Genomic DNA, 25,793 nt, shown 5'->3' on the forward strand with positions numbered 1-25,793 from the left:
CCGTCATCGGCCGGCCGAGCCGAACCCGTCGTCCGTTCGGCCGTGGCTGCGGCGTTGCGCTGTGTACTGCACCACCGCGAACCCCGCGACGACGATCGCCTGGAGGACCGCCCACAGGGTGCCCACGGTGCTCAGGGAGAGCCAGCCCGCGGCCACCGTGACGATGCTCAGGACCGTCCACAGCAGGTTCGCCTCCACCACCGCGCTCACGGCGCGGGGGCGGGGGCGGCCGGGGACCGAGACCGCCCACACGGCCGCCGCGTAAGCGAGCAGGAACGCGCCGATCGCGCGCCCCGCGGCCGCGTCGAGGCCGAGGAGTCCTTCGAGCGGCCCGGCGAGCACCAGGTAGGCCAGGCCGTTGGCGCCCGTCACGACGGCGTCCAGGCGGAGCGCGAGGCGCAGCAGCCGGCGGGCGTCGGTGAACAGGCCGTCCGCGCTGATGGAACGGGTCGCGGTCATCGTGGTCTCCTTCTCTGCGGTCGATGACCCCGACGCTACGGACGGGACGTCGCGCGGGCGATTACCCCGGAGGTAGCGGGACGTCCGGGAGGTCGCGCTTGAGGACCTTGCCGGCGGGGTTGCGGGGCAGCCGGTCGAGGAGGACCACGTCGCGGGGGACCTTGTGGCGGGCGAGGTTCGCCGCGACGTGGGACCTGACGTCGTCGGCCGTCGGTCCGCCGGAGGCGGGCACCACGTAGGCGCGCAGCCGCTGCCCGAACTCCTCGTCGGGAACGCCGACGACGGCGGCCTCCTCGACGCCGGGGTGGGCGGCGAGGAGGTCCTCGACCTCGCCGGGATGGACGTTCTCGCCACCGGACACGATCATGTCGTCGGCGCGGCCGTCGACGTGCAGCCGGCCGCCGGCGTCCAGGTGGCCGAGGTCGCCGACCGCCATCAGGCCGCCGACCTCCTCCTTGCCGCCCCCGCCGGTGTATCCGCCGAACCGGGCGGGGGTGTCGACGAAGATCCGCCCGGTGGCGCCCGCCGGCACGGGCCGGTCGTTGTCGCCGAGGACCGCGACGGTGGTCCCGGCGGGCGGGCGGCCGACGCAGCCGGGCGCGGCGGCCAGGTCGTCCGGGGTGGCGATCGTGATGCAGGACGCCTCGGTGGAGCCGTAGAAGTTGTGGAGGGACGGCCCGAAGGCCGCCAGCGCGCGGCCGCCGAGGGCGGCGTCGAGCCTCGCGCCGCCCGTCATGACCACGTCGAGGCGGGACAGGTCGCGCGTCTCCAGGCCGGGGACGGCCAGGAGGCGGCTGAGCATCACCGGGACGGCGATGAGCGAGGTGCACCGGTGCGCCTCCAGATCGTCCAGCACCTTCCCGGCGTCGAAGCGGCGGCGCAGGACGAGGGTCGATCCGAGCCCCAGGGCGAGGATCGCGGAGGTCAGGCCGAGGCCGTGGAACAGCGGCGGGCCGACGAACATGGCTCCCCCGCCCCGGAACGGCACCTTCGACAGGATGCCGCCGGGCAGCGCCATCGACCGGGACTGCGGGCGGGGCGCCCCCTTCGGCCGCCCCGACGTGCCGCTGGTGAGGATCACCATCGAGCCGGGCCGGGACGGCGCGGGCGGCGGCGCGCCGTCGGCGCCCTCGATGAGGTCGTCCAGGCCGGTCTCGGTGAAGCACGGGAGTTCGAGGCCGTCCACGACGGCGGCGAACTCCTCGTCGTGCACCAGGGCGGTGACGCCTTCGCGTTCCACGGCGTCGCGGAGCTGGGGCGCGGCGAAGTCGGTGTTGAGGAACAGGACGGACGCGCCCGTCTTCGCCGCCCCCGACATCGCCTCCAGGAGGCCGCGGTGGTTGCGGCAGAGGATCCCGACGGTGTCGCCCACGCCGATGCCGCGGGAGCGCAGGGCGTTGGCGAGGGCGTTGCAGCGCCGGTCCAGCTCGCCGAACGTGAGGCTCCCGCGCTCGTCGACGAGGCCGGTGCGGTCGGGGAAGCGGTGCGCGGGCAGCGCCGTCGCGGCGCCGAGCGGCCCGTAGCCCCGCAGCGCCCGCGCCGTCGCGGCGAGGGCCTTCGGCGGCATGGGGCCGACCATCCCGGCGCGGACGGCGGCCCGCAGCCCGTTCAGCTCGGCGGAGATCCGGGTGCGCGTGACCATGACCGGCAGCGTATTCACCGGAGGAACAAATCCACAAGATCTGTCTCTCTGCTGCCTCGGGCAGACCAGAACGCCTCATTCCGGAGACGAGTACACAAACGGACCGCATCCCGGCTGTCATGTCTGCGAGGCGTGAACCACGCTCGCGGGTGGCAGGAAGACTCAGAGAAACGGACAAGGAGGTCCCAGTGGTGCTGCGCAGTTATGTGTCGGGTTCTTGGCATGCTCCAGAGGACGAGGGGGCGCCGCTGCGCGACGCCGTCACGGGAGAGGAGGTCGCCCGGATCTCCTCGGCGGGCATCGACATGGGCGCCGCCCTCCGGTACGGGCGGGCGGTCGGCGGCCCGGTGCTCAGGGAGCTGACGTTCCACCAGCGCGCCGCCCTGCTGAAGGCGCTCGCCTCGCACCTGCGGGAGCACCGCGAGGAGCTGTACGCCCTGTCGGCGCGGACGGGCGCGACACCGGGCGATTCGAAGTTCGACATCGACGGCGGCATCGGGGTCCTGTTCGGCTACGCGAGCAAGGGCAAGCGGGAGCTGCCGAACGACACGGTGCTGATCGAGGGGGACGTCGAGCCGCTCGGGAAGGGCGGGACGTTCGTCGGGCAGCACCTGTGCACCCCGTCGCACGGTGTCGCGGTCCAGATCAACGCGTTCAACTTCCCGGTGTGGGGGCCGCTGGAGAAGCTCGCGCCCGCGTTCCTCGCCGGAGTGCCGAGCCTGATCAAGCCCGCGAGCCAGACCGCCTACCTGACGGCGCGGCTCGTCGAGCTGATCGCCGAGTCCGGCATCCTGCCGGAGGGCACCGTGCAGATGGTCTGCGGAGACCCCGGCGACCTGCTCGACCATCTCACCGAGCAGGACATCGTCGGGTTCACCGGGTCCGCGTCCACCGCGCGGCTGCTGCGCACCCACCCGGCGATCGTGGGGAACGCGGTCCGGTTCAACGCCGAGGCCGACTCGCTGAACTGCTCGATCCTCGGCCCGGACGCCGCGTCCGGCACGCCGGAGTTCGACCTGTACGTCAAGCAGCTCGTCACCGAGATGACCGTCAAGGCGGGGCAGAAGTGCACCGCGATCCGCCGCGCGCTGGTCCCCGCCGCGCTCATCGACGACGTCGCCGAAGCCGTCCGCGACCGCCTGTCCAGGGTCGTGGTCGGGGACCCGTCCGACCCGGACGTGCGGATGGGCGCCCTGGCGGGACTCGACCAGCGGGAGGAGGTGCGGCGCTCGCTGAAGGCGCTCCTGGACGCGGGAAGCCTCGTCTTCGGCGACCCCGGGCGCGTGGACGTCCGGGGCGCGGACGCCGAGCGCGGCGCGTTCATGTCGCCGATCCTGCTGCGCGCCGACGACACCGCCCGCGCCGAGCCGCACGAGGTCGAGGCGTTCGGGCCGGTGAGCACGCTGCTCCCCTACGACGGCGCCGACCACGCGGTCGAGCTGGCGGTGCGCGGCCGCGGCAGCCTCGCCGGGTCGGTCGTGACCGGCGACGCCGGGTTCGCCCGGCACGTGGTGCTCGGCGCCGCGCCGTGGCACGGGCGGCTGCTGGTGCTGAACTCCGAGGACGCCGGAGAGTCGACCGGGCACGGCTCGCCGCTGCCCGCGCTCGTCCACGGCGGCCCCGGCCGCGCCGGCGGCGGCGAGGAGCTGGGCGGGATCCGCGGGGTCGTGCACCACATGCGGCGCACGGCCGTCCAGGCCGGGCCCGCGATGCTCACCTCGATCACCGGGCGGTGGGTCCCCGGCACCGACCGGACGGTCACCGCCGAGCACCCGTTCCGCAAGCACCTGGAGGACCTGCGCGCCGGCGACACCGCCGTCGGCGGCCCCCGCGCCGTGACCCTCGCCGACGTGGAGCACTTCGCGGAGTTCACCGGCGACGTCTTCTACGCGCACATGGACGAGGAGGCCGCGAAGGCCAACCCGTTCTTCGGCGGCCGGGTCGCGCACGGCTACCTCGTCGTGTCGTTCGCGGCGGGCCTTTTCGTCGAGCCCGCCCCCGGGCCCGTCCTGGCGAACTACGGCCTGGAGAACCTGCGGTTCCTCACCCCCGTCAAGCCCGGCGACGAGCTGACGGTCACGCTCACCGCGAAGCAGATCTCGCCGCGCGAGGGCGCCGGGTACGGCGAGGTCCGCTGGGACACCGACGTCACGAACCAGGAAGGCGCGTCGGTCGCCAAGTACGACGTGCTGACGCTCGTGGCCAAGCGGCCCAAGCAGGACTGACGGGCGCGCCGGCCCCCTGCGCCCCGGCCGGGGCGCAGAGGGTCAGCCCACCCAGACCGTCTTGGCGTTGCAGAACGCGTGCATGCCCTCCGCCGACAGCTCGCGCCCGTAGCCGGAGCGTTTCGTGCCGCCGAACGGCAGCTCCGGGTAGGACGTCGTCTTCCCGTTGACGAAGACCTGCCCGGCGTCCAGCTCCCGGACGAACCGCTCCCGCTCGGCGTCGTCGCGGGTCCAGGCGTTCGAGCCGAGCCCGAAGCCCGTCGCGTTCGCGACCTCGATCGCCTCCGCGATCCCGGCGGCGCGGAACAGCGAGGCGACCGGCCCGAAGACCTCCTCGTGGTACATGCGCATGCCGGGGGTCACCCCGGAGACCACCGTCGGCGGGTAGAACCAGCCGGGCCCCGCCGGGCGCTCGCCGCCGCACAGCACGGTCGCGCCCTTGCCGGTCGCGTCGGCGACCAGTTCCTCGACCTCGGCGCGTCCCTCCTCGCTGACGAGGGGACCGACGTCGGTGGAGTCCTGCATCGGGTCGCCGACCTTCTGCGCGCGCATGTTCTCGACGAACAGCCGCTCGAACTCGTCGGCGCAGTCGTCGTGGACGATGAAGCGCTTGGCCGAGATGCAGCTCTGCCCGTTGTTGAGGCACCGGGACTCCGCGGCGGTCCGCGCGGCCGCCTCGATGTCGGCGGACGGCATCACGACGAACGGGTCGCTTCCGCCGAGCTCCAAGACGGTCGCCTTCACCTCGTCGCCGGCGATCGAGGCGACCGAGCGCCCCGCCGGTTCGCTGCCGGTGAGCGTCGCGGCCTTCACCCGCGGGTCGCGCAGCACCCGCTCCACCTCGGACGAGCCGATGAGCAGCGTCTGGAACGCGCCCTCGGGGAACCCGGCGCGGCGGAACAGGTCCTCCAGGAACAGCGCCGTCTGCGGGACGTTCGAGGAGTGCTTCAGCAGCCCCGTGTTGCCCGCCATCAGGCCCGGCGCGGCGAACCTGATCACCTGCCAGAGCGGGAAGTTCCACGGCATGACCGCCAGCACGGGCCCGAGCGGCTCGTACCGCACGTAGGCGTCCCGCGCGCCCACGTCCTCCGCGTCAGCCGGGCGGCGGTCGGCCAGGAACTCCTCCGCGTGGTCGGCGTAGAACCGGCACGCCTTCGCGCACTTCTGCGCCTCGGCCACGGCCGCCTTCAGCGTCTTGCCCATCTCCGTCGTCAGCATCGCGGCGATGGGGCCGGACTCCCGGTCGAGGATGCCCGCCGCCGCGTGCATCCACTCCGCGCGCTGCGCGAGGCTCGTCGTGCGGTAGGACGCGAACGTCTCCGCCGCGCGTGCGACGCGCCGGTCGACCTCCTCGTCGGTCAGCGCGTCGAAGGTCTTCTCGACCTCTCCCGTCGCGGGATTGGTCGTGGCGATCGTCGTCATGTCGGGATGCTCCCCGGGTGGTGTCCCTTGTTCAGGTGTCCGCTCTTCCCTGGGGAGGTGCCCGTGAGCCCCTGCGGAAAACGCGCGTCAGGCGGGGATCACGCACGCCGGTGACGGCACGCGCAGCGGCGTTCCCGCCGGTACCGGGACCCCGTCCGCCCCGATCCGGAACGTCGCGATCGTGCCGCCGCGCTCGTTGGCGACGTGCATCCACTCGCCGTCCACGTGCAGGTCGCGGGGCCAGGCCCCGCCGGACGGGACGTCGGCGACCGGCTCCAGCGCCGCGCCGCCGTCCAGCACCCGGTGGGCCGTGACCACGTCCGCGCCGCGCGTGGAGGTGTAGGCGTACCCGCCGCCGGCGCCGAGCTTGATCGCCGCGGGCTGGGCCGGGGCGCCCGCCGGTCCCGCCGTCGCGGGCGACTCCGCCACGATCTCCAGGCCGGAGTATCCGTCCAGCGGCCGCAGGACGATCACGGTCGCGGCCAGCTCGGTCACCACGTGCACGTGCCCGCCCGGGTGGACGGCCAGGTGCCGCGGCCCGCATCCCGCCGGGAGCGGCGTCTCCCCGGCGAGCCGCAGGGCGCCGCGCTCGATCCGGAACGAGCGGACGAGGTCGGCTCCCAGGTCGGCCGTCAGGACCGTCCCGTCCGGGGCGTGCGCGCTCCCGTGGGCGTGCGGCCCCTCCTGGCGGTCGGCCCGCGGCCCGCTCCCGTGCCCCTCGGCCGCGTCCGGGTCGCCGGCGAATCCGCCGCCGGGGCGCAGCGGGACGGCCCGGACCGTCCCGGACCCGTAGTCGGAGACGATCAGGTGCCCGCCCGAGGGCGTCACGGACAGATGGCACGGCAGCGCGCCCGCCTCCCGCCTCCCGATCTCCCGCAGCCGCCCGTCCGCCGTCTCGTAGGCGAGGACGGCGCCCGGGTCCTCCTCCCGCACCGCGTAGACCACGTTCGTGCCGGGGTGCGCGGCCAGGTAGGAGGGGGAGGCGGCCTCGGCCGCGAGCGCCGGCGCCTCCAGGGCGCCGCCGGGGCGCCGCAGCACCCGGTACACGCCCGCTCCGCCGCCGGCCTCACCGGTGTAGGTGCCCACCCAGAACGCACGCTCGCCCAATTCGGACTCCCATCCCGTACCGACAACGGCCCGCCCGCCCGCGCGGGCGGCCGAGGCAGAGCCTAGCCCCGGTGGCGCGGGGCGATCGGCCGCCTTGCGGGCCACCCGCGTTCATCCAGGTCAAACGTGATATGTCTCATAAGCCTCGCTGGTTTGGAACGTGCCAAACGTGCCCCGCGTTTAATGCGGTTTGACGTGGACTTTGGGGAGGAAGACGTTGGCGTTCCCCGTGATGCTGCGATCGCTGCGCCATCGCAACTACCGGCTCTGGGCCGTCGCGGACTTCGTCTCGATCACCGGGACATGGATGCAGAACCTCGCGCTGAACTGGCTCATCCTGTCCATCACCGGCTCGGCCACCAGCATGGGCCTCGGGCTGGTCATGCAGACGCTGCCGACCGTGCTGCTCGGCCCGTGGGGCGGCGTGCTCGCCGACCGGCTGCCCACCCGGTGGGTGGTGGCGTCGGGACAGGTCGTCAAGGCGGTGCTGTCGGTGCTGCTGGCGTTCCTGGCGCTGAGCGAACCGTCCGGCGTCGGCCTGCTGTACGCGATCTCGCTGGCCACCGGTGTCACGACCGCGCTCACCGCACCGGCCCTCGGCCGGTTCGGCAGCGAGGTCGTCGGCCCCGACGACCTGTCCAACGGGATCGCGCTCGGCTCCGTGCTCAGCTCCGCGGCCCGCATCCTCGGCATGGGCCTCGCGGGCGCGGCGATCCCCCTCTTCGGCGTGCCCGCCGTCTTCTTCGCCGACGGCGCCAGCTTCCTCGCCGTGCTGGTCGCGCTCTCGTTCATGCGCAAACGGGAGTTCTTCCCGCTGCCCCCGTCCGCGCCCGGGGAGCGGGGCATCGTCGCCGGCTTCCGGTACGTGCTGCGCGAACCCCGCCTGCTGATCATGTTCGGGCTCGCGTTCGTCCTCGGCAGCCTCGGCCGCAACTACCAGGTCACCATGGCCGCGATGAGCGACGGCCCGCTGGGCGCCGGCGCCTCCGGCTACGGCGTGCTGTCGGTCGTGCTCGCCGTCGGCACCGTGCTCGGCGGTGTCTTCGCGGCGTCCCGCGGCCGCCTTCCGATGCGCCTGCTGCTGGCCGCCGCGACGGTCTGCGCGCTCGTGCAGACGCTCAGCGGCGCCGCCCCGAACCTGCTGCTGTTCGCCGCCGCGATCCTGCCGATCGGCGCCGCCGCGGTCGTCCTGGACACCACCGTCAGCACCCGGACGCAGCTCGACAGCCCCGGCCACCTGCGCGGCCGCGTCATCTCCGCGCAGGGTGTCGTCGGCGCCGCGTCCGGCGCCGTCGGCGGGCCCGCGCTGGGCGCGCTGTGCGACACGCTGGGCGCCCGCACGGCCCTGATGCTCGCCGGGGCCCTCTGCCTCACCACCACCGCCGCCGCGGCCTACGGGCTGGACCGGGTCCGCAGGGCGCGCGCCGCCGCGGCGGAACGGGCCCCGGCGGCGACCGGGGCCGCCGTCCCGCAGCCCGTCCCCGCGCTGACCGCCGCCGAGACCTGAGCCCCGGCGGCCGGCCGGTCAGGACGCGGGGCGCAGCAGCGCCTCCTGGGCGATCGAGGCCACCAGCGTCCCGTCGGCCGCGTGGAGCGTTCCGCGCGCGAGGCCGCGGGCACCGTGGTTCGTCACCGGGTCCGCCGAGAAGAGCAGCCACCGGTCGGCGCGCGGCGGCCGGTGGAACCACATCGCGTGGTCGAGCGTGACCGCCGTGGCCAGCTTCCGCGGCGACCCGGGGGCGCGGGCGCTGCTGACGACCCCCAGGTCCGACAGGTAGGCGACCAGGCACGCGTGAAGCGCCGGATCGTCGCCGACCGGCCCGTCCGCCCGGATCCAGAAGGGGTGCCTCATCGGCCACTCGTCCGCGGCGGGCGGATCCACCACCCGGATGTCGAACCCCACGGAGTGCCGGAGGAACGACGGGAGCACGAGCCTCGGCAGGCCGTCCGGCCCCGGCGTGCCGGACGGCGGGCCGAGCTGCCAGTCGAACCCGTCCTCCGGCTCGTGGAACGAGGCGATCAGCTCCAGGATCGGCTTCCCGCCCTGGCTCGCCGTGACGTGCCGGGTGGAGAACGACCGGCCGTCCCGGGTACGGGACACGTCGAAGTTCAGCGGCTCGTCCGGCGACCCGGGGCGGATGAAGTAGGCGTGCAGCGAATGCGGCGGGCGCCCCCCGGCCGTCAGGCACGCGGCGCGCAGGCTCTGCCCGGCGACCTGGCCGCCGAACAGCCGCGGCCGCACCACGGAGGGCGAGTCGGCGACGAAGGAGTCCTCGCCGAGCGGCGTCAGATCGAACATCCGCGTGAGCTCGATGGGGGCCTGGCTCAACGGAACCTCCTGCGGGTGGCGGCGTGCCGCGACCCTACCGGCGGGCCGGACGCCCGGCGGCGGGCGGGCCCCCGCACCCGGAAGCGCGGTCCGGCGGCGGGTCGGGGGATGGCCTGATACGGTCACGCGCGGCCGACCTATGATCGCCGGTGGGGGACGGCGCGGCGCCCGGGGGGCATCGGCGCCCGTCTCGCCCCGCAATGAGATGAGAGAGGCAATGGCTGATATCACCGAGTCGCCCGAGTGGTCCGCGCTGGCCGCGCACCAGGCGGAGATCGCCGGGCGGCACCTGCGCGAACTCTTCGCGGACGATCCGGGGCGCGCCGACCGCATGACGGTCACCGCGGGGGACCTCCACCTGGACTACTCCAAGCACCGCGTCACCGGCGAGACCATGCGGCTGCTGGTGGCGCTCGCCGAACGGGCCGGCCTGCGCGGCCGCGTCGAGGCGATGTTCACCGGGGAGCACGTCAACGTCAGCGAGGACCGCGCCGTCCTGCACACCGCGCTGCGGCTCCCGCCCGGCGAGGCGCTGACCGTGGACGGGCAGGACGTCGCGGGCGACGTCCACGCCGTCCTGGACAAGATGGCCGACTTCGCCGGGCGCGTCCGCTCGGGGGAGTGGACGGGGTTCACCGGCAAGCGCATCACGACCGTCGTCAACATCGGCATCGGCGGCTCCGACCTCGGCCCCGCCATGGCCTACGAGGCCCTCCGCGACTTCGCCGATGCGGGGATCTCCTGCCGGTTCGTGTCCAACATCGACCCGGCCGACATCGTCGGGAAGCTCGCCGGCCTCGACCCCGAGCAGACGCTGTTCGTCATCAGCTCCAAGACGTTCGGGACGCTGGAGACCCTCACCAACGCCAAGGTCGCGCGGCAGTGGCTCGTCGACCGGCTCGGCGACGGCGCGGCCGTCTCGCGCCACTTCGCCGCCGTGTCGACCAACGCCGAGCGCGTCGCCGAATTCGGCATCGACACCGCCAACATGTTCGGTTTCTGGGACTGGGTCGGCGGCCGCTACTCCCTCGACGGCGCCATCGGCCTCTCCCTGATGATCGCGATCGGCGGCGAGGCGTTCCGCGAGATGCTCGCCGGGTTCCGCGAGATCGACGAGCACTTCCGCGCGGCGCCGCTCGAGTCGAACATGCCCGTCGTGATGGGGCTGCTCGGCGTCTGGTACACCGACTTCTTCGGCGCGCAGACCCGGGCGGTCCTGCCCTACAGCGAGCGGCTGTCCCGCTTCCCGGCCTACCTCCAGCAGCTCACGATGGAGTCCAACGGCAAGTCGGTGCGGGCCGACGGCGCGCCCGTGGTCGCGCAGACCGGCGCGATCTTCTGGGGCGAGCCCGGCACCAACGGGCAGCACGCCTTCTACCAGCTCCTGCACCAGGGCACCCGCCTCGTCCCGGCCGACTTCATCGGCTTCGCCGAGCCGTTCGCGGAGCCCGCGGTGGAGGGGCCGGCGGGCATGCACGACCTGCTGACCGCGAACCTCCTCGCGCAGACCTCGGCGCTCGCGTTCGGCAAGACGGCCGAGGAGATCGCCGCCGAGGGGACGCCGGCGGAGACCGTCCCGCACAAGGTCATGCCGGGCAACCGCCCGACCAGCACGATCCTGGCGCCCAGGCTGACGCCGAAGACGCTCGGCGCCCTCGTCGCCCTCTACGAGCACATCGTCTTCGTCGAGGGGACGATCTGGGGCATCGACTCCTTCGACCAGTGGGGCGTCGAGCTCGGCAAGGTCATGGCCATGGACCTCGTGCCCGCGCTCACCGCCGACGAGCCCCCGGCGGGGGCCTCCGACGCGTCCACCGCGGCGCTCGTCCGCAGGTACCGGATGCTGCGCGGACGCAAGGCCTGAGCCCGGTCACCGGACATGGAACGGGCCCGCCGGCCGTAGCGCCGGCGGGCCCGTGCCCTTCGCCGCCGGTCAGGCTCGCGCGCCGGGCAGCGGGCCCTCGGCCCAGCCCTGCGACTCCAGGATGGCGCGGAACTCCCCGTAGGAGATGAACCCGTCGAGGTTGCTGTCCGCCTTCTCGAACCTGTCCTGCGTCTCGGCGCGCGTCCAGGAGAGCCCCAGCTCCTCCAGGACGAGCGTGAACTCCATCAGGTCGAGCCGCTCGTCGCCGCCGAGGTCCGCGCGGTTGAACACGGCAAGGAGGTCGTCCCCGGTCGGTCTCGTCGTCATCTCGCTCCTCGTTCCGGTCCGATCTGGCCCGCATCATGCCATAGGGGGCGAGGTGGTCCATATGAGAAACGCCGCAGGAAGAGGCCCGGTTCCTACTCTCCAGTGAGCTCGGGAACGCGGTGCCGGTAGCGCTCCAGGAGCGCGGCGTTCACCTCGTCGCCGCCGGGGACGTTCGCGCTCGTCCAGCGGGGGAGCTCCGTGCCGCGGTCGGCCGCGAGGTCGTCGAGCGCGGCCAGCACCCGCGCCCACGCGTACGCGGCGAGGATCGTGGAGGCCGCCGCCGTGCGCGGCTCCTCCGCGGGGTGCAGCGCGTCGCCGGGCGGGACGCGGGTGTCCAGCACGATCGCGGCGTGGTCGGCCAGCGTCGTGTCGGCCCGCGCCGCGGCGCCCCGCGACGCCCGCGCCGAGGTCACCGCGACGACCGGGACGCCGCGCGCCGCGCACTCCTCGGCGACCTCGACCGGGTACGGGTTGCGGCCGCTGGTGGAGAACACCACCGCCACGTCGGGCGGGGCGGGCGCCGCGCCGGCGACCACCGCGCGGCCCACCCCGCCCCGCCGCTCGACGCGGGTACTGCGCACTGCGTCGTCCAGGGGGAACACGCCGGGATCCCAGATCGGGCGGACCGCGGCGAGGCCGCCGGCCCGGTAGAACGTCTCGCACACCATCGCCAGGGAGTGCCCGGCCCCGGCGACGTGCACGATCCCGTCCGTCTCGACCGACTCCAGCAGCAGCGCGGCGGTGTCGCCGATCGCCTCACCGGAAGCGGTGTCGAGGTCGTCCAGCAGGTTCCGCACCCGGCCCGGGAACTGCGACCGTTCGCGGGGGTCCGGGGTGTGCCGCCGGGGAGATGCCGCCTCAGGCATCAGGCAGGGCCTCCTTCAGGGTGTGCGCCAGGCCGTCCTCGCCGGACGCCGCGCGGAGCCGGTCGGCCAGGCCGCCGGACAGCGCGCGCGCCAGGCCCGACAGCGTGCCGACGTGCGCGTCCGGGTCGGGTGTGCAGAACGCGAGCAGCAGGTCCACCGGGTCGTTGTCGGGATGACCGAACTCGACCGGCGTCGCCAGGCGGGTCACGCCGACGCCGACGGCCAGCCCGCCGTCCTCCGGGCGGGCGTGGACGAGTGCCAGCCCCTTCGTCAGCACGATGTACGGGCCGTTCTCCTCGACCACCCGGACGCAGGCGTCCGGGTAGCCCGCACCGGCGGCGCCCGCCTCGACCAGCGCGGAGGCCGCCGCGCGGACCGCCTCCCGCCAGTCGCCGGCCCGCACGCCGGCCGTCGCGGTCACCACGCTCACTTGAGCCAGCCCTGCTCGGTCAGGCGCTCGCGCAGCTGGGACTCGAGGCCCTCCTTGTCCATGAAGTCGCTGACGGTGATCACGACGGGCGCGAGGTCGGCGATCTCGCTGGTGTGCATGCCCTGCCCGATCACGACGTCGGGTGTCATCCCGCGTGCGGAGGAGACGTCGGTGTTCTCCACCCGGGCCTCGACGCCGAGCGAGCGCAGCGCGTCCTCGGCGGTCATCTTGAGCATCAGGCTGGTGCCCATGCCGACGCCGCAGACCGCGAGGATCTCCAGTTGCCGGTCCAGTGCCATCTCGGTCCTTCTCTCTCGTGATCACGGGTGGGGGTGATCGTGGGTCAGGCCTTCGCGGAGGCCGTGTCGCCGTCCCCCGGCGACGCGTCCCCGTCGGCGTCGGCCGCCCTGCGGCGCTCGGCGCGGCCGAGCAGCAGCAGGGTGACCACCGTGGCGGCGATCGCCACGGCGGGCACGAGCCAGATCGACCTGTCGCCGATGACCGGGTCGGCGGCCTCCAGCAGCCAGGCGATCGCGTACCAGTCCGGGTCGGCGAGGGTCGCCAGCTCGGGCGCGGTCTTCTCGTACAGGCCCCAGGTGAGGGCCTGGCCGACCGCGAGGATCAGGCCGGTGATGACGCCGCCGAGGACGGCGCCGCGCCAGCCGGACACCACGTTGCCGAACAGCCCGGCCGCGCCGCCCACGAAGAACAGCATGATCATGGGCGGGGCGAGGGTGAACCAGCCCGCGCCGGCGAACACGCCGAGGCAGACCAGGAACACCGCGGTGGAGGCCACGAACCCGACCATGACGGCGGTCGGGGCGACGGGGAAGACGGTCGGCGCGTCCAGCGCGGGGCGGGTGCCGGGGATGACCTTGTCGCTGAACCCCTTGAACGCGGGGACGATCTCGGCGAGGAACATCCGCACGCCGAACAGCAGGATCGCGATGCCGCCGGCGAACCGGAGGCCGACCAGCAGCGCCCACACCCACGGGGACAGCTTGTCGTCCATCTCGGCCGCCGCCTCGTTCACCACGCCGCCGTCGGCGAACGCGACCGCCACCAGCATGATCACCGAGATGATCAGCGCCGTGCTGACGTTGACGTCCTTGAAGAACGACAGCTGGCGCGGCAGCTTCAGCTTCTCGGTGTCGTGCTTCTCGCGGGAGCCCAGCGGGCGGGCGGCGTAGCCGGTGATCAGGCAGGCGAGCGAGCTGGTGTGCGCGAACCCGAACCGGTCGTCCGGCATGACGCGGCGCATCAGCGGCCGCATCCACAGCGGCTGGAGCGTCCAGTACGCGGCGACGAACCCGGCCCCGCACAGCACCAGCGTGAGCTGGTCGGCGCCGGGCGCGATCGTCACCAGCGACGCCACCGTGACCGTACTGATCCAGAACATCAGGTGCCCGGTCAGGTACAGGTACCGGGCCGCGGGGAAGAGCCGCACGACCAGCACGTGGGCGAGGAACGCCACCGTGATGACCAGCGCGATCGTCCCGCCCTGGTCGGTGAGGAAGTCCGCGAGGGTGTTGTCGGCCTTCGGCGGGGTCGTCCCCATCGCGCTGGCGAGGACCGTCTGGAAGCTGGTCAGCCCGCCGGTGAAGACCTCCACGCCGATGAACAGGATGACCACGCCGATCGTGGCGCGCAGCGCGCCGGCGAAGACGTCCTCGAAACGCTTGCGTTGCAGGATCAGCCCGACGAGGGTGATGAGCCCGATGAGGATGGGCACCTGGCCGAACACGTTGTCGGCCAGGAACGTGAGGATGTCCTTGATGACGTCCATGGTGAAGTCGCCTCACTTCTCCGGGGGGGGGTGGGTCGTGCGCTGTCGCCCCCGTCAGCGCGGACTGTCGTGCTCCCTGAGCGGCGTGCGCCAGGGGCGGGTGGTCAGTGGGTCGGTGGTCGCAGGTCGAGTTCCAGCCGGTACCGGTCACCCCGGTAGACGGACCTGACGTATTCGAGCGGACGTCCGTCCTGGTCCCTGGTGATCCGCTCGAACAGGAACGCGGGCGTGTGCACCGGCACGTCCAGCTCGGCGGCCTCCTCGGCGGTGGTGACGGTCGGCTCGATCGTCTCGGTCCCCGAGGCGATCACGATGCCGTTGCCGCGCAGCAGGTCGTAGAACGACCGCCCCTCCAGGTCGTGGCGCCGCAAGCCCGGCATGAGCGACCGCGCCAGGAAGAGCGTCTCGATGGCCATCGTGGTGCCGTCGGCGAGCCGGAGCCGCCGAATGGTAAATACCTCTTCGGCGGGGGACAGGGCCAGCCGCCTGCCGATCCGCGCCCCCGCGGTCTCGGTGCGGAACGACAGGACCCGGCCCCCTGGCTTCATTCCGCGCTTGGCCATGTCCTCGGTGAACGAGGTCATGGTCAGCGGGACGGCGATCCGGGGTTCGGCCACGTAGGTGCCGCTTCCGTGCCGCCTGTCCAGCAGGCCCTCGGCGACGAGGCCGTCGATGGCCTGGCGCAGTGTCGGGCGGGAGACGCCGAGTTCGTCGGCGAGCCGGCGCTCGGACGGCAGGGCGTCCCCGACGTCGAGCCCGTCCAGCATCGCGAGCAGCTCGCGGCGCACCGCCTGCCGTTTCGTGCTCCCGGACCGGGCCTCACCGGCGGATGGCATGCCGTTCACCTCCCTTGACGCTGTTCCCGTCGTGGCACACGGTATGTCCCATTGTGGCGACTGGTCAATACCACTTTGGCGATGTTTGCCGTGGCCACGGGCGCGGCGGCGGCCTAGCGTCACTGAAGATCGCCCTGAACGTGCCGAGGCCGCGCCCGCGCGGCGAGAACGGCCCCGACCCGAGGAAGGCTCCGACATGAGGAACATCGTCCGCGGCGCCGTGGCGCTGGCGCTCCCGCTGGTCCTGCCGGCGGCGCTGGCCGCGGCCCCCGCCCACGCGGGTGCGGGCCCGCCCGGTGCCCGGGAGGGCTGGCGGCTGGCCGCCGCCGAGCCCTTCGACCGGCATCTGGACAGCGGCAAGGCGCCCTGGAAGCGGGACGGCGACGGCCCGTCCAGTCCCTACAACGTCGACATGTACGACAACGACGGCGCCTACTTCGACACCATGGGAGGCCCGGCCTTCCGCGAGCAGCTCGCGAAGATGAAGACCTACCGGCAGTCGTTCACGTTCGGCAAGCGCGGCTGGCTCACCGCCGAGCTCGCCGCCCGCGACGCCGACGGCGACGGCCGGCCCGACCGGGTCCCGACGCTCACGTCCCGCAAGGGCGTCGCGCACCTGGAGGAGCCGGCCCACCAGGGCGGCGTGGTGATCCGCTCGACCCGTGACCTGCCCGCCGAGTACCGCGTGGAGATGACCCTTCGCGGCCTCGATTTCGGCGGGCAGCGCGACGGGTCGTGGGACTACCCCGATGGCCGGATCAACGGTTACTCACCGGAGGGCTGCAAGACCAACTTCCCGTGGGCCTCGGGCGGGGACTTCTCCAGGCCGGAGTGCGAGTGGGCCGACGTCCGCACCGACTCCAACGGCTTCTACTACATGTCGATCATGGACTACCGCAAGGTCGCGCCGCACAACAACATCTTCATCCACGGCCACCGCAAGGTCGCGATGGACGGCTACAACCGCTACAAGTACACCGGTTCCGGCCTGCTGTACTGCAACCCCGCCACCGGGGAGTACGAGCCGTACTCCGCCGGTACGGGCAACGGCGTCAACGCGCTGTTCATGACCGACGACCGCCGCTATCCGACCATGCCGGGCACCGAGTACCTGATGGACAGCGAGTGCGGGTTCAGGAAGGGCGGCGCGATCGTCTCGAACGCCGACATGAAACCGGAGCTGCTGCCCAAGGAGCCCTACACGTTCGCGATCGAGCGGCGCGACGGCGCCTACACGATGGAGATGTCCGGGGTCTTCGCGCACGTGGGGGAGGCGACCTTCCGGTACACGCGCGCCTTCGTCCAGGACGGCGAGCCCATCTGGCACTACAACCAGCGGCCGGAGGAGTACGACGGCCGGTTCAACGCCGACTGGACCTGGGAGGGGCCGGGCGGCACGCTCACCGACCGCGACACCTGGCCGGCCGGCTCGGCCTACCCGGACAGGTTCATGATCGGTGACCCGCACATGAACTTCTACGAGGGCAAGGCGCAGGTCGACGACATCCGGCTGTACGTTCCGAGGTGAGCGTCGTCGAGGCGGGCGTCGCGAGGTGAGCGTCACGAGGCGAGCGTCATGGTCGTGAGCGTTGTTGTCGGTGGCGCGGGCTAGGGTCGGCAGGAAGTGCCCAAGCCTCGCGACCTGGGGGGATCGTGACTCAGCAGACCGCGCCGGGCCTGCCGCCCGAGCCGTCCCTCGCCGACCCCTGCGCGGAGCGGGAGCCGGCGGGGGAGCGGCTGCGCGGCGGCGGAACGGGCCCGGCACCCGCGCTGGACGTCTTCCTGTCCGGCCGGGTCTTCATGGACATGATCTTCACGGGCCTGCCGGGGCTGCCGCCGCCGGGCACCGAGATCGTCACCGACGGGCTCGGCTCGGCGCCCGGCGGCGTGGCCAACATCGCCGTCGCGATGAGCCGGCTCGGCCTGCGGGTCGGGCTGGCGGCGCCGTTCGGCGACGACATGTTCGGCGCCTACCTGTGGCGGACCCTCGCCGAGCAGGAGGGCGTCGACCTCGCGCTGTCGCGGCGGGTGCGCGGATGGTCGACGCCCGTGACGGTGTCGATGGCCTACGACTCCGACCGCAGCATGGTGACCTACGCCCGGCCCGTCCCCGCCGCGGTGGACGACCTGGCGGAGGCGCCGCCGTCCGCGCGGGCGTGCTTCATCGACGTCGACCGGCCGGTGCCGCCCTGGGCGCCGGCGATGCGCGAGCGGGGCGCGCTGATCTTCGGCGACCTCGGCTGGGACCAGACCGGCGCCTGGCCGGCCGAGGTCCTCGACCGCCTCCGGCACGTGGACGTGTTCCTGCCGAACGCCGCCGAGGCCATGGCCTACACGCGCACGGGCACCCCCGCGAAGGCCGCCGAGGCGCTGGCCGGGCGCGTGCCGGTGGTCGTCGTCAAGCGCGGCGGGGACGGCGCCATCGCGATCGACTCGGCGACGGGCGAGCGGGCCGAGACCGGCGCGCTGCCGGTCGAGGCGCTCGACCCGACCGGCGCCGGCGACGTGTTCGCCGCCGGGTTCGTGTTCGCCACCCTCGCGGGCCTGCCGCTCGCCGAGCGGCTCCGGTTCGCCAACCTGTGCGCCGGGCTGTCGGTGCGGCACCGCAGCGGCTCGCTCGGCTCGCCCTGCTGGGGCGAGATCGCCGCGTTCGGCGAGGCGGGCGAGGTCCCCGAGTCGGTGCTGGCGGAGTACGCGTTCGTGATCCCGTTCATCCCGGACGCGGCGGACGACTCGGTCGTCCGCGCCGAGCCGACCCTCCGCAAGGAGCGGTAGCGTCAGCCGGTGGTGATGGGCCCGGTGGTGAGGGGTCCGGTGGTGACGGTCCCGGCGGTGACGGGGTGGGCGACCGGGCCGGTGCGGTACTCCTGGGGGCTGACGCCGTGCTCGCGCTTGAACGCCGTGCTGAGCGCGAACGCGTTGCCGTAGCCGACCTTGCGCGCCACCGCCTCCAGCGTCGCGTCGCTCTCGCGCAGCAGGTCGGCGGCCTGGGCGAGGCGGACGCCGGTCAGGTACGCCATGGGCGGCTCGCCGATCAGCTTCGTGAAACGCTGCGCGAGCGCCGCGCGGGAGACGCCGACCCGGGAGGCCAGGTCGGCGACGGTCCAGGGATGGGAAAGGTCGTCGTGCAGCAGCCGCAGCGCGGGCCCGACGATCGCGTCGCCGTGGGCGCGGTACCAGCCGGGCGCCTCGGCGGCCGGCCGGGAGAACCACGCGCGCAGCGTCCCGACGAGCAGCAGGTCGAGCAGCCGGTCCAGGACGATGTCCTGACCGGGTTCGTCCTTGCCGATCTCCTCGCCGAGCACGTCGACCAGCGGCGACCTCCAGGTGTCGCCGCGGACGATCGCGATCGGGGGGAGGGCGGCGAGGAGCCGGTGCGTGACGGCGCCGCGCAGCTGGTACGTCCCGACCAGCATGACCGACGTTCCGTCGGGGTCGTTGCCCCAGGCGCGGACGCCGAGGGCCATCGAGCCCGCCATGCTCGTCCCGTCCGGGGTGGTGCAGTGCTGCCCCGGGTGGATGACGATCTGCGGTGCGGTCGCCGGGTGGTCGCTGACCGTGTACGGGTCCGGCCCGCGGAAGATCACCATGTCGCCGGGGGAGACGCGCACCGGCTCGCCCGCGTCCGGGACCAGCCACGCGTCGTCGCGGACCATCGACAGCAGCGTCAGCGGCGCCTCGTCCTGGATCCGCATCGACCAGGGCGGGCTGAGCGAGGCGCGCAGCATGAACGCTCCCCGCGCACGCGGCCCGTCGAGAAGGTCGGTCAGGGCGTCCATGGGGCCAGCGTAGACGCTCACGTATGCGGGCGAGTCTCTCGACGATGGTGGCCGGAGCGTCCCGCCGGTTGACTCGGAGGCATGACGAACACGGCACAGAACATCACCGAGAACGGCCTCACCCTCGTCGTCGGCGGGACCGGCAAGACCGGCCGCCGCGTGGTGGAGCGGCTCGAGGCCCTGGACGTCCCGGTCCGGATGGGTTCCCGCTCGGCCTCGCCGGCCTTCGACTGGGAGGACGAGCCGGGCTGGGAGCCCGTCCTGCGGGGCGTCGAGAAGGTCTACCTGACCTACTACCCGGACCTGGCCGCCCCCGGCTCGGCCGAGGCCATCGGGACCTTCATGCGGCAGGCGGTGGAGGCCGGGGTGCGGCGCGTGGTCCTGCTGTCGGGCCGGGGCGAGGACGAGGCGCAGGTGTGCGAGCGCGTCGTCCAGGCGGCGGGCCTGGAATGGACGGTCGTGCGGGCGAGCTGGTTCGCGCAGAACTTCAGCGAGGACTACCTCCTGGACCCCGTCCAGGCGGGCGAGGTCGCACTGCCGGCCGGGGACGTGCCCGAGCCGTTCGTGGACGCCGACGACATCGCGGACGTGGCGGTCGCGGCGCTCACCGGGGAGGGGCACACCGGGCAGGTCTACGAGGTGACCGGCCCGCGCGCCCTGACCTTCGCCGAGGCCGTCGCCGAGATCGGGCGGGCGGCGGGACGCGACATCGCGTTCGTCCCGGTCGCCGTGGGCGACTACACCGCCGTCCTCAAGGAGCACGGGGTCCCCGCGGAGCTCATCGAGTTCCTGACGTTCCTGTTCACCACCGTCCTGGACGGCCGCAACTCCAGTCCCACCGACGGCGTTCGGCGCGCCCTGGGCCGCGAGCCGCGGGACTTCACCGAGTACGCGCGACGGACCGCGGCCAGCGGCATCTGGAACACCTGACTCGACACCTCAAGAGATCGGAACGACGATGAGATCCACGCTCGCGGGCGCTTCGGTGACCCTCTCGATCATCATGGCCGCCGGTATGGCCGGGACGTACTTCGCCTTCTCCACCGGCGTGCTGCCGGGCCTGAACGCGGCGCGGCCGCAGTCGGCGATCGAGGCCATGCAGGGCATGAACCAGAAGATCCAGAACCCGCTCTTCATAGCCATGTTCCTGCTGCTCCCGGTCGTGGCGATCGCGGCGGGAGTGCTGCTGCTGACCCTGGACGAGAAGTCCGCGGCCATCCTGTTCTTCGCCGCGGCCGGGGTGTACTTCGCCGGCGCGCTCCTCCCGAGCTTCGCGGTGAACATCCCGATGAACAACGCCCTGGACGGTACGACGATCCCGGCGGACACGGCGGAGGCGGCGAAGATCTGGTCGGACCACTCCGGCCGCTGGACCGTCTGGAACAACGTGCGAGCGGTGTCCAGCTGGGCGAGCGTCCTCGCGATGAGCCTCGGCGTCTACCTCTGGGGAAAGGAAGGATGACCGCACGGCGAAGACGCGGCCCGCGCTCCCCCCGGGAGCCCGGGCCGCGTTCCCGTCGTGGGACGAGCGGACAGGACCGGGACCCGTCGCGGGGACCGCGGATTCCGAGGGCCTACGATCTCTGGATGAGCGGTGTGTACGCGATCAGCGACCTGCACGTCGGATTCCCCGAGAACCGCGCGTTCGTCGAGGGCCTGCGGCCCGCGGCCCGAAGCGACTGGCTCATCGTGGCGGGCGACGTCGCCGAGCGCCTCGACGACGTCGAGTGGACCCTGCGCACACTGCGCGGACGCTTCGCCACGGTGATCTGGACGCCCGGCAACCACGAGCTGTGGACGGTCAAGGGCGACCCGGTGCGGCTGCGCGGAGAGGCCCGCTACCGCAGGCTCGTCGACATGTGCCGGGGCCTGGGCGTGCACACCCCCGAGGACCCCTACCCGGTGTGGGACGGCGACGGCGGGCCGGTGACGATCGCACCGCTGTTCGCCCTGTACGACTACACGTTCCGGCCGGACGGCGCTTCCACCAAGGAGGAGGCTCTCGCGATCGCGCACGAGTCGGGCGTCGTGTGCACCGACGAGGTCTACCTCCACCCGGACCCGTACCCGACACGGGACGCCTGGTGCGACGCCCGGATCGCCTACACCGAGGAACGCCTCGCCGCCCTGGAACCCGGGACGCGGACCGTCCTGGTCAACCATTGGCCCCTCGTCCGCGAACCCACCCGCGTCCTGTGGTACCCGGAGTTCGCGCAGTGGTGCGGCACCGAGCGCACCGCCGGCTGGCACAGCCGGTTCGGCGCGGTGTCCGTCGTGTACGGGCACCTGCACATCCCGCGGACGATCTGGACCGACGGCGTCCCGCACATCGAGGTGTCGGTCGGCTACCCGCGGGAATGGCGCAGGAAGGGCGAGACGCCGCCCGGCCCCCGCCGCGTCCTTCCCGTCCCGGAGACGGGATGACCGGGCGCGTCCCGCGGCCCAGCGTCCCGCGGCCCCGGCCCTAGCCGTGCCGGCCCGCCTTGCCCGGGACCATCCCGGCGGCGGCGAGCGACAGCAGCCGGCCGGCCGTCTCCGGGGCGTGCTCGGTGGCCGCCGCGATCGCGCCCGCGAGCCTGAGCACGTCGGTGAACGCGGTGTCCGGGGGCACGTCCCCGGCCTCCTGGGCGCGGGCGAACAGCACCCCGGCGGCCTCGCGCATCGCCGCCGGCGGGCCCGGCCGCTCGTCCCGCAACGACACCATGGCGGCCGCCGCCATCCCGCGGAACGCCGTGACCCGCGTGACGAAGGCGTGCAGCCACTCCATCAGGGCGTCCGCGGGGTCGGGGGAGACCACGAGTTCGCGCGCCCTCCCGGCCAGCCCGTCGTAGGCGTCCGCGAGGAGGGCCTCCAGAAGGTCCTGCCTCGTCGGGAAATGGCGGTACAGCGTCCCGATGCCGACGCCCGCCTTCCGCGCGACGCCCTCCAGGGACGCGCCGGCCCCGTCGCGCTGGAACATCTCCCTTGCCGCGCCGATCAGCAGGGCACGGTTGCGGATCACGTCGGCGCGCACCGCCCGGGCGGGGGCCGTGGGCGAGTCGTCGCTGGTCACCTCGGTCGTCGGTCCTTCCCGGCGGGGTCAACGGGCCTGCGGCGATTCGGGGGGATCCGCGGCTTTGGAACGGTCCCTCGATGGTAACCGCGCCTCACCCCCGGGCAACGCCGGGGGATGCGGAGGCCCGCCGCGGCGACGTCCGCGGCGGGCCTGCCCACCTCGCTCACCGGGCCCGTGCCGGGCCCGTGCCGGGCCCGTGCCGTCCGGTCAGGTACCGCCGGGGGAGAGCGGCAGGTAGACGCGCCCTCCCGCGGCCTTGAACTCCTCGGCCTTCTCCCGCATCCCCGTGGCGACGGCCTCGTCCTCGGCGAGGCCCCGCTCGCCGGCGTACCGCCGGACATCCCGGGTGATCTTCATCGAGCAGAAGTGCGGGCCGCACATCGAGCAGAAGTGCGCGGTCTTCGCCGGGGCCGCCGGAAGCGTCGCGTCATGGAACGCGCGGGCGGTGTCCGGGTCCAGGGAGAGGTTGAACTGGTCCTCCCAGCGGAAGTCGAACCGCGCGTCCGACAGCGCGTCGTCCCACGCCTGCGCGCCCGGGTGCCCCTTCGCCAGGTCGGCGGCGTGCGCCGCGATCTTGTAGGCGATGACGCCCGCCTTGACGTCGTCGCGGTCCGGCAGCCCGAGATGCTCCTTCGGCGTGACGTAGCAGAGCATCGCGGTGCCGTGCCATCCGATCATCGCGGCGCCGATCGCCGAGGTGATGTGGTCGTAGCCGGGCGCGATGTCGGTGGTCAACGGGCCGAGCGTGTAGAACGGCGCCCCGTCGCACCACTCCTGCTGCAGGTCGACGTTCTCCTTGATCTTGTGCATCGGGACGTGCCCGGGGCCCTCGTTCATCACCTGGTTGCCGTAGCCCGCCGCGATCTTCGTCAGCTCGCCCTGCGTGCGCAGCTCGGCGAACTGGGCCTCGTCGTTGGCGTCGGCGATGCAGCCCGGACGCAGCCCGTCCCCGAGCGACCACGTGATGTCGTACGCCGCGAAGATCTCGCACAGCTCCCGGAAACGGGTGTAGAGGAAGTTCTCCTCGTGGTGCGCCAGGCACCACGCCGCCATGATCGACCCGCCGCGGGACACGATGCCGGTCTTGCGCCGCGCCGTCAGCGGCACGTACCGCAGCAGCACCCCCGCGTGGACGGTCATGTAGTCCACGCCCTGCTCGGCCTGCTCGATCACGGTGTCGCGGAAGACGTCGAAGGTCAGCTCGGCCGGATCGCCGCCGACCTTCTCCACGGCCTGGTAGAGCGGGACGGTCCCGACCGGCACCGGCGAGTTGCGCAGGATCCACTCGCGCGTGGTGTGGATGTCCCGGCCGGTCGACAGGTCCATGATCGTGTCGGCGCCCCAGCGGGTCGCCCACGTCATCTTCTCGACCTCGTCCTCGACCGACGACGCGACCGCCGAGTTGCCGATGTTCGCGTTCACCTTGACGAGGAAGTTCCGCCCGATGACCATCGGCTCGATCTCGGGATGGTTGACGTTGGCGGGCAGCACCGCGCGCCCGGCCGCCAGCTCGTCCCGGACGAACTCCGGCGCCGCGCCCTCGCGCAGCGCCGCGAACTCCATCTCCGGCGTGATCTCCCCGCGCCGCGCGTAGGCGCGCTGCGTCACCGCGCCGCCGGTCGCGCGGCGCGGCCGGCGCGGCAGGACGCCGCCCCGGTCCGGCGACGCGGGCCCGCCGTCCCGGCGGCCGTCGTCCTCGGGGCGCGGCGCCCGCCCCTGGTACGCGGCGGTGTCGCCGCGCCCCGCGATCCACGGCTCCCGCAGCGCGGGCAGCCCCCTCCGGACGTCGGTCTCCTGGCCAGGGTCGGTGTACGGCCCGGACGTGTCGTACAGGACGACGGTGTCGCCGCTGGTCAGCGGCACCTCCCGCATCGGGACGCGGATGTCGGGCCGCGAGCCCTGGAGGTAGGTCTTGCGGGCAGCTGGAACCACAGTCTCTTCGGTCATGAAGACTCGATCTCTCCCTACGCCGGCATTACCCGGTCAGGTTCATGCGGTCAGCGGCCGTTCCAGCCGCTATCTCAGCCCGGTTCGCCGGGCCCCCGCGATCTGTCGCCCCGACGCTAACCCGCCGCACCCCCGTTGCCGCAACCGGCGTCCGTGAGGTAGACGCGCGTGCTGAGAGAATCGGACGCATGCCAGACGACTTCACCGTGACGGCGGTCGGGCACGTCGAGTCCCCGCTGGCCGACCGGGCCACCGCGCCGAAGCAGGGCCCGGAGGGCTCGCCCGAGGCGTGGCTGGTCTTCGAGCGGCCCGTCCTGCCCGCGCTCGACGGCCTGCGGCCGGGCGACCGGATCTTCGTCCTGACCTGGCTGCACCTCTCGCCGCGCGACGTCCTGCGCGTCCACCCGCGCGACGACCCCGCGGCGCCGATGCGCGGCGTCTTCGCGACCCGCTCGCCGGACCGCCCGAACCCGATCGGGCTGCACCCGGTCGAGGTCCTGGAGGTCGCCGGCGACCGCCTCCGCGTCCGGGACCTTGAGGCCCTGGACGGCACACCGATCCTGGACGTGAAACCCGTCCTCACCTGCGCCCCGGAAACCTGACCGCCACCCGCGGCGCCGCGGACCGGTCAGGTCCGGCGGGTGATCCGGATCACGATGGGCGGACGACCATGGGGAGGGCCAGGGCGAGCGTGCGGAGCGGATCGGGGGCGGACGGCGAGCGCTCCAGGCACACGGCTCCGCCGCCGGCGTCGTCCCCGATCCGCAGCGAGGCGGACTCCCTGGCGTCCACGCCGGTGACGACGTACCGGTCGCCGGCCTGCCGGGTGGTGCCGAGGAGCGTGCCGTCGGCGGTGTGGAAGGACGGTTCCTGCCCGCCCCTGATCTCCCCGACGAGGTGGCCGTGCGCGTCGGACACGCGCATCCGGTCGCGGCCGGGCACCGGGGCCCGCCTCCGGAGGACCAGGAGCGTGCGGGCATGGGGATCGCGCAGCACGATCGTCCGGCCGCCGGCGCCGGGACCGAGGGGGAGGAGGCCGGCCCCGGCCCGCGGCCGCCCGGCGAGCCGGCCGCAGGCCACGGCGAGAAGGACGCCGCCGTCCCGGTCGCGGTAACGGCCGGCGCCGTCCACACGGATGCGGCCTGCCCTGGGCAGCGCGTCCTCGGGAGGCCGTCCGACCTCCTCGCCCTCCTCGTCGAGGACGCGCCAGGGCGCGCCGAGGACCTCCGTGGCCGCGGAGTGCACGGCTTCGATCCAGCCCGGCGGGAGGAACCGGTCACGGAACAGGACGGCCGCGCGGCCCTCGACCTTCGTGACGGTGCTGGCGCCCGGTGCTGCCTCGGGGTCGAACCAGACGGTCCAGGCCGGGTCGGCGACGGGCCACGTGATCCCGACGGCCTCGACGGCGCCGGCCGGGATGCTCGCCTCCCTCGTCCCGCGGCGCAGGACGAGCCCCTTCTCGCCGATGGCCACGACGAGGCGGCCGCGGTGGACAATGAACGCCCACAGGGCGGCGGCCAGGGCGATGAGCAGGGCACCGCCGCCGTAGACGGCGACGGTCCGCCGGGCGTCCCCGGGGTCCCACGCCTCGGGGCCCGACAGCGTGGACAGCGAGACGGCGAGGCCGGCCGTCAGCGCGGTCAGGCCGACCCGGAGGGGCCACCGGTAGGCCCGTCGGCCCATGGTGATCGTGAGTGCCGGCGGGGGGACGGACACGGT

The 25,793-nt window shown here is 73.6% G+C and carries 24 protein-coding genes and 1 riboswitch; of the genes, 9 read left to right on the forward strand and 15 right to left on the reverse strand.

Annotated features, from left to right (window positions below; all coding sequences use genetic code 11):
• Positions 1-3: 3 nt before the first annotated feature.
• Together E1285_RS07465 and E1285_RS07470 are read right to left on the reverse strand one after the other, a co-directional pair.
• Positions 4-459: a hypothetical protein gene (locus tag E1285_RS07465; protein ID WP_132149464.1), complete on the reverse strand. Its 456-nt coding sequence runs from the start codon at positions 457-459 to the stop codon at positions 4-6.
• A 61-nt stretch (positions 460-520) separates the two neighbouring features.
• Complete coding sequence (locus E1285_RS07470) at positions 521-2,101, reverse strand: AMP-binding protein (RefSeq protein ID WP_132149466.1); 1,581 nt, start codon at positions 2,099-2,101, stop codon at positions 521-523.
• 188 nt (positions 2,102-2,289) lie between these two features.
• Between E1285_RS07470 and paaZ the strand changes: the two genes are divergently transcribed.
• Positions 2,290-4,326, forward strand: a complete 2,037-nt coding sequence (paaZ, locus tag E1285_RS07475) for a phenylacetic acid degradation bifunctional protein PaaZ (RefSeq protein WP_243722621.1) — start codon at positions 2,290-2,292, stop codon at positions 4,324-4,326.
• 42 nt (positions 4,327-4,368) lie between these two features.
• On the opposite strand, the gene E1285_RS07480 is transcribed toward paaZ, so the two are convergent.
• Entirely contained in the window at positions 4,369-5,748 is a 1,380-nt protein-coding gene (locus E1285_RS07480) for an NADP-dependent succinic semialdehyde dehydrogenase (RefSeq protein WP_132149470.1), read from the reverse strand.
• 87 nt (positions 5,749-5,835) lie between these two features.
• Positions 5,836-6,855 (reverse strand): beta-propeller fold lactonase family protein, encoded by a 1,020-nt coding sequence (locus tag E1285_RS07485; protein WP_132149472.1) that lies wholly within the window; start codon positions 6,853-6,855, stop codon positions 5,836-5,838.
• 217 nt (positions 6,856-7,072) lie between these two features.
• Between E1285_RS07485 and E1285_RS07490 the strand changes: the two genes are divergently transcribed.
• Positions 7,073-8,362 carry an MFS transporter gene (locus E1285_RS07490; RefSeq protein ID WP_132149474.1) on the forward strand — a complete coding sequence of 430 codons (1,290 nt, stop codon included), beginning with the start codon at positions 7,073-7,075 and terminating at the stop codon, positions 8,360-8,362.
• Between the two features lie 18 nt (positions 8,363-8,380).
• Here E1285_RS07490 and E1285_RS07495 read toward each other — a convergent pair whose 3' ends face one another.
• Positions 8,381-9,184 carry an acyl-CoA thioesterase domain-containing protein gene (locus tag E1285_RS07495; RefSeq protein ID WP_132149476.1) on the reverse strand — a complete coding sequence of 268 codons (804 nt, stop codon included), beginning with the start codon at positions 9,182-9,184 and terminating at the stop codon, positions 8,381-8,383.
• 217 nt (positions 9,185-9,401) lie between these two features.
• On the opposite strand from E1285_RS07495, the gene pgi reads away from it, so the two are divergent.
• Entirely contained in the window at positions 9,402-11,048 is a 1,647-nt protein-coding gene (gene pgi / locus E1285_RS07500; RefSeq protein ID WP_132149479.1) for a glucose-6-phosphate isomerase, read from the forward strand.
• 69 nt (positions 11,049-11,117) lie between these two features.
• On the opposite strand, the gene E1285_RS07505 is transcribed toward pgi, so the two are convergent.
• The 6 genes from E1285_RS07505 to E1285_RS07530 form a co-directional block, all read right to left on the reverse strand.
• Positions 11,118-11,375: an EF-hand domain-containing protein gene (locus tag E1285_RS07505; protein WP_132149480.1), complete on the reverse strand. Its 258-nt coding sequence runs from the start codon at positions 11,373-11,375 to the stop codon at positions 11,118-11,120.
• Positions 11,376-11,467: 92 nt separating this feature from the next.
• The gene (locus tag E1285_RS07510) at positions 11,468-12,241 is read right to left on the reverse strand and encodes a sugar isomerase domain-containing protein (protein ID WP_132149482.1); all 774 of its coding nucleotides are present in this window, start codon (positions 12,239-12,241) and stop codon (positions 11,468-11,470) included.
• On the reverse strand, positions 12,234-12,662 hold the full coding sequence (locus tag E1285_RS07515) for a PTS sugar transporter subunit IIA (protein WP_165966498.1): 429 nt from the start codon (positions 12,660-12,662) through the stop codon (positions 12,234-12,236). Before E1285_RS07515 ends, E1285_RS07510 begins: the two co-directional genes overlap by 8 nt.
• 5 nt (positions 12,663-12,667) lie before the next feature.
• Positions 12,668-12,970 carry a PTS sugar transporter subunit IIB gene (locus E1285_RS07520; RefSeq protein WP_165966499.1) on the reverse strand — a complete coding sequence of 101 codons (303 nt, stop codon included), beginning with the start codon at positions 12,968-12,970 and terminating at the stop codon, positions 12,668-12,670.
• Between the two features lie 44 nt (positions 12,971-13,014).
• Positions 13,015-14,457: a PTS ascorbate transporter subunit IIC gene (locus tag E1285_RS07525; RefSeq protein ID WP_132149484.1), complete on the reverse strand. Its 1,443-nt coding sequence runs from the start codon at positions 14,455-14,457 to the stop codon at positions 13,015-13,017.
• Between the two features lie 104 nt (positions 14,458-14,561).
• A complete protein-coding gene (locus tag E1285_RS07530; RefSeq protein ID WP_132149486.1) occupies positions 14,562-15,293 on the reverse strand; it encodes a GntR family transcriptional regulator in 732 nt (243 codons plus the stop codon).
• Positions 15,294-15,489: 196 nt separating this feature from the next.
• Between E1285_RS07530 and E1285_RS07535 the strand changes: the two genes are divergently transcribed.
• Together E1285_RS07535 and E1285_RS07540 are read left to right on the forward strand one after the other, a co-directional pair.
• Positions 15,490-16,821 (forward strand): hypothetical protein, encoded by a 1,332-nt coding sequence (locus E1285_RS07535; RefSeq protein ID WP_132149488.1) that lies wholly within the window; start codon positions 15,490-15,492, stop codon positions 16,819-16,821.
• Positions 16,822-16,946: 125 nt separating this feature from the next.
• Positions 16,947-18,068 (forward strand): carbohydrate kinase family protein, encoded by a 1,122-nt coding sequence (locus E1285_RS07540; protein WP_243722622.1) that lies wholly within the window; start codon positions 16,947-16,949, stop codon positions 18,066-18,068.
• Positions 18,069-18,070: 2 nt separating this feature from the next.
• On the opposite strand, the gene E1285_RS07545 is transcribed toward E1285_RS07540, so the two are convergent.
• Positions 18,071-19,072: an AraC family transcriptional regulator gene (locus tag E1285_RS07545; protein ID WP_132149490.1), complete on the reverse strand. Its 1,002-nt coding sequence runs from the start codon at positions 19,070-19,072 to the stop codon at positions 18,071-18,073.
• Positions 19,073-19,153: 81 nt separating this feature from the next.
• On the opposite strand from E1285_RS07545, the gene E1285_RS07550 reads away from it, so the two are divergent.
• The 3 genes from E1285_RS07550 to E1285_RS07560 all read left to right on the forward strand — a co-directional run bounded on the left by E1285_RS07550 (position 19,154) and on the right by E1285_RS07560 (position 21,496).
• Positions 19,154-20,002: an NAD(P)H-binding protein gene (locus tag E1285_RS07550; protein WP_132149492.1), complete on the forward strand. Its 849-nt coding sequence runs from the start codon at positions 19,154-19,156 to the stop codon at positions 20,000-20,002.
• Between the two features lie 28 nt (positions 20,003-20,030).
• The gene (locus tag E1285_RS07555; RefSeq protein WP_132149494.1) at positions 20,031-20,534 is read left to right on the forward strand and encodes an anthrone oxygenase family protein; all 504 of its coding nucleotides are present in this window, start codon (positions 20,031-20,033) and stop codon (positions 20,532-20,534) included.
• 125 nt (positions 20,535-20,659) lie between these two features.
• A complete protein-coding gene (locus E1285_RS07560; RefSeq protein WP_132149497.1) occupies positions 20,660-21,496 on the forward strand; it encodes a metallophosphoesterase in 837 nt (278 codons plus the stop codon).
• Between the two features lie 40 nt (positions 21,497-21,536).
• Here E1285_RS07560 and E1285_RS07565 read toward each other — a convergent pair whose 3' ends face one another.
• The gene (locus E1285_RS07565; protein ID WP_243722623.1) at positions 21,537-22,124 is read right to left on the reverse strand and encodes a TetR/AcrR family transcriptional regulator; all 588 of its coding nucleotides are present in this window, start codon (positions 22,122-22,124) and stop codon (positions 21,537-21,539) included.
• A 210-nt stretch (positions 22,125-22,334) separates the two neighbouring features.
• Positions 22,335-24,074 carry a phosphomethylpyrimidine synthase ThiC gene (thiC, locus tag E1285_RS07570; protein ID WP_132149499.1) on the reverse strand — a complete coding sequence of 580 codons (1,740 nt, stop codon included), beginning with the start codon at positions 24,072-24,074 and terminating at the stop codon, positions 22,335-22,337.
• Positions 24,072-24,183: riboswitch (TPP riboswitch) on the reverse strand. Its footprint overlaps the gene before it by 3 nt.
• Positions 24,184-24,262: 79 nt before the next feature.
• On the opposite strand from thiC, the gene tsaA reads away from it, so the two are divergent.
• Positions 24,263-24,676, forward strand: a complete 414-nt coding sequence (gene tsaA / locus E1285_RS07575; protein ID WP_132149501.1) for a tRNA (N6-threonylcarbamoyladenosine(37)-N6)-methyltransferase TrmO — start codon at positions 24,263-24,265, stop codon at positions 24,674-24,676.
• 49 nt (positions 24,677-24,725) lie between these two features.
• Here the strand turns inward: tsaA and E1285_RS07580 are convergent, their stop codons facing one another.
• Positions 24,726-25,790 (reverse strand): hypothetical protein, encoded by a 1,065-nt coding sequence (locus E1285_RS07580; RefSeq protein ID WP_132149503.1) that lies wholly within the window; start codon positions 25,788-25,790, stop codon positions 24,726-24,728.
• Between the last annotated feature and the right edge of the window lie 3 nt (positions 25,791-25,793).

The organism is Actinomadura sp. 7K507 (assembly GCF_004348425.1).
GTDB lineage: Bacteria > Actinomycetota > Actinomycetes > Streptosporangiales > Streptosporangiaceae > Spirillospora.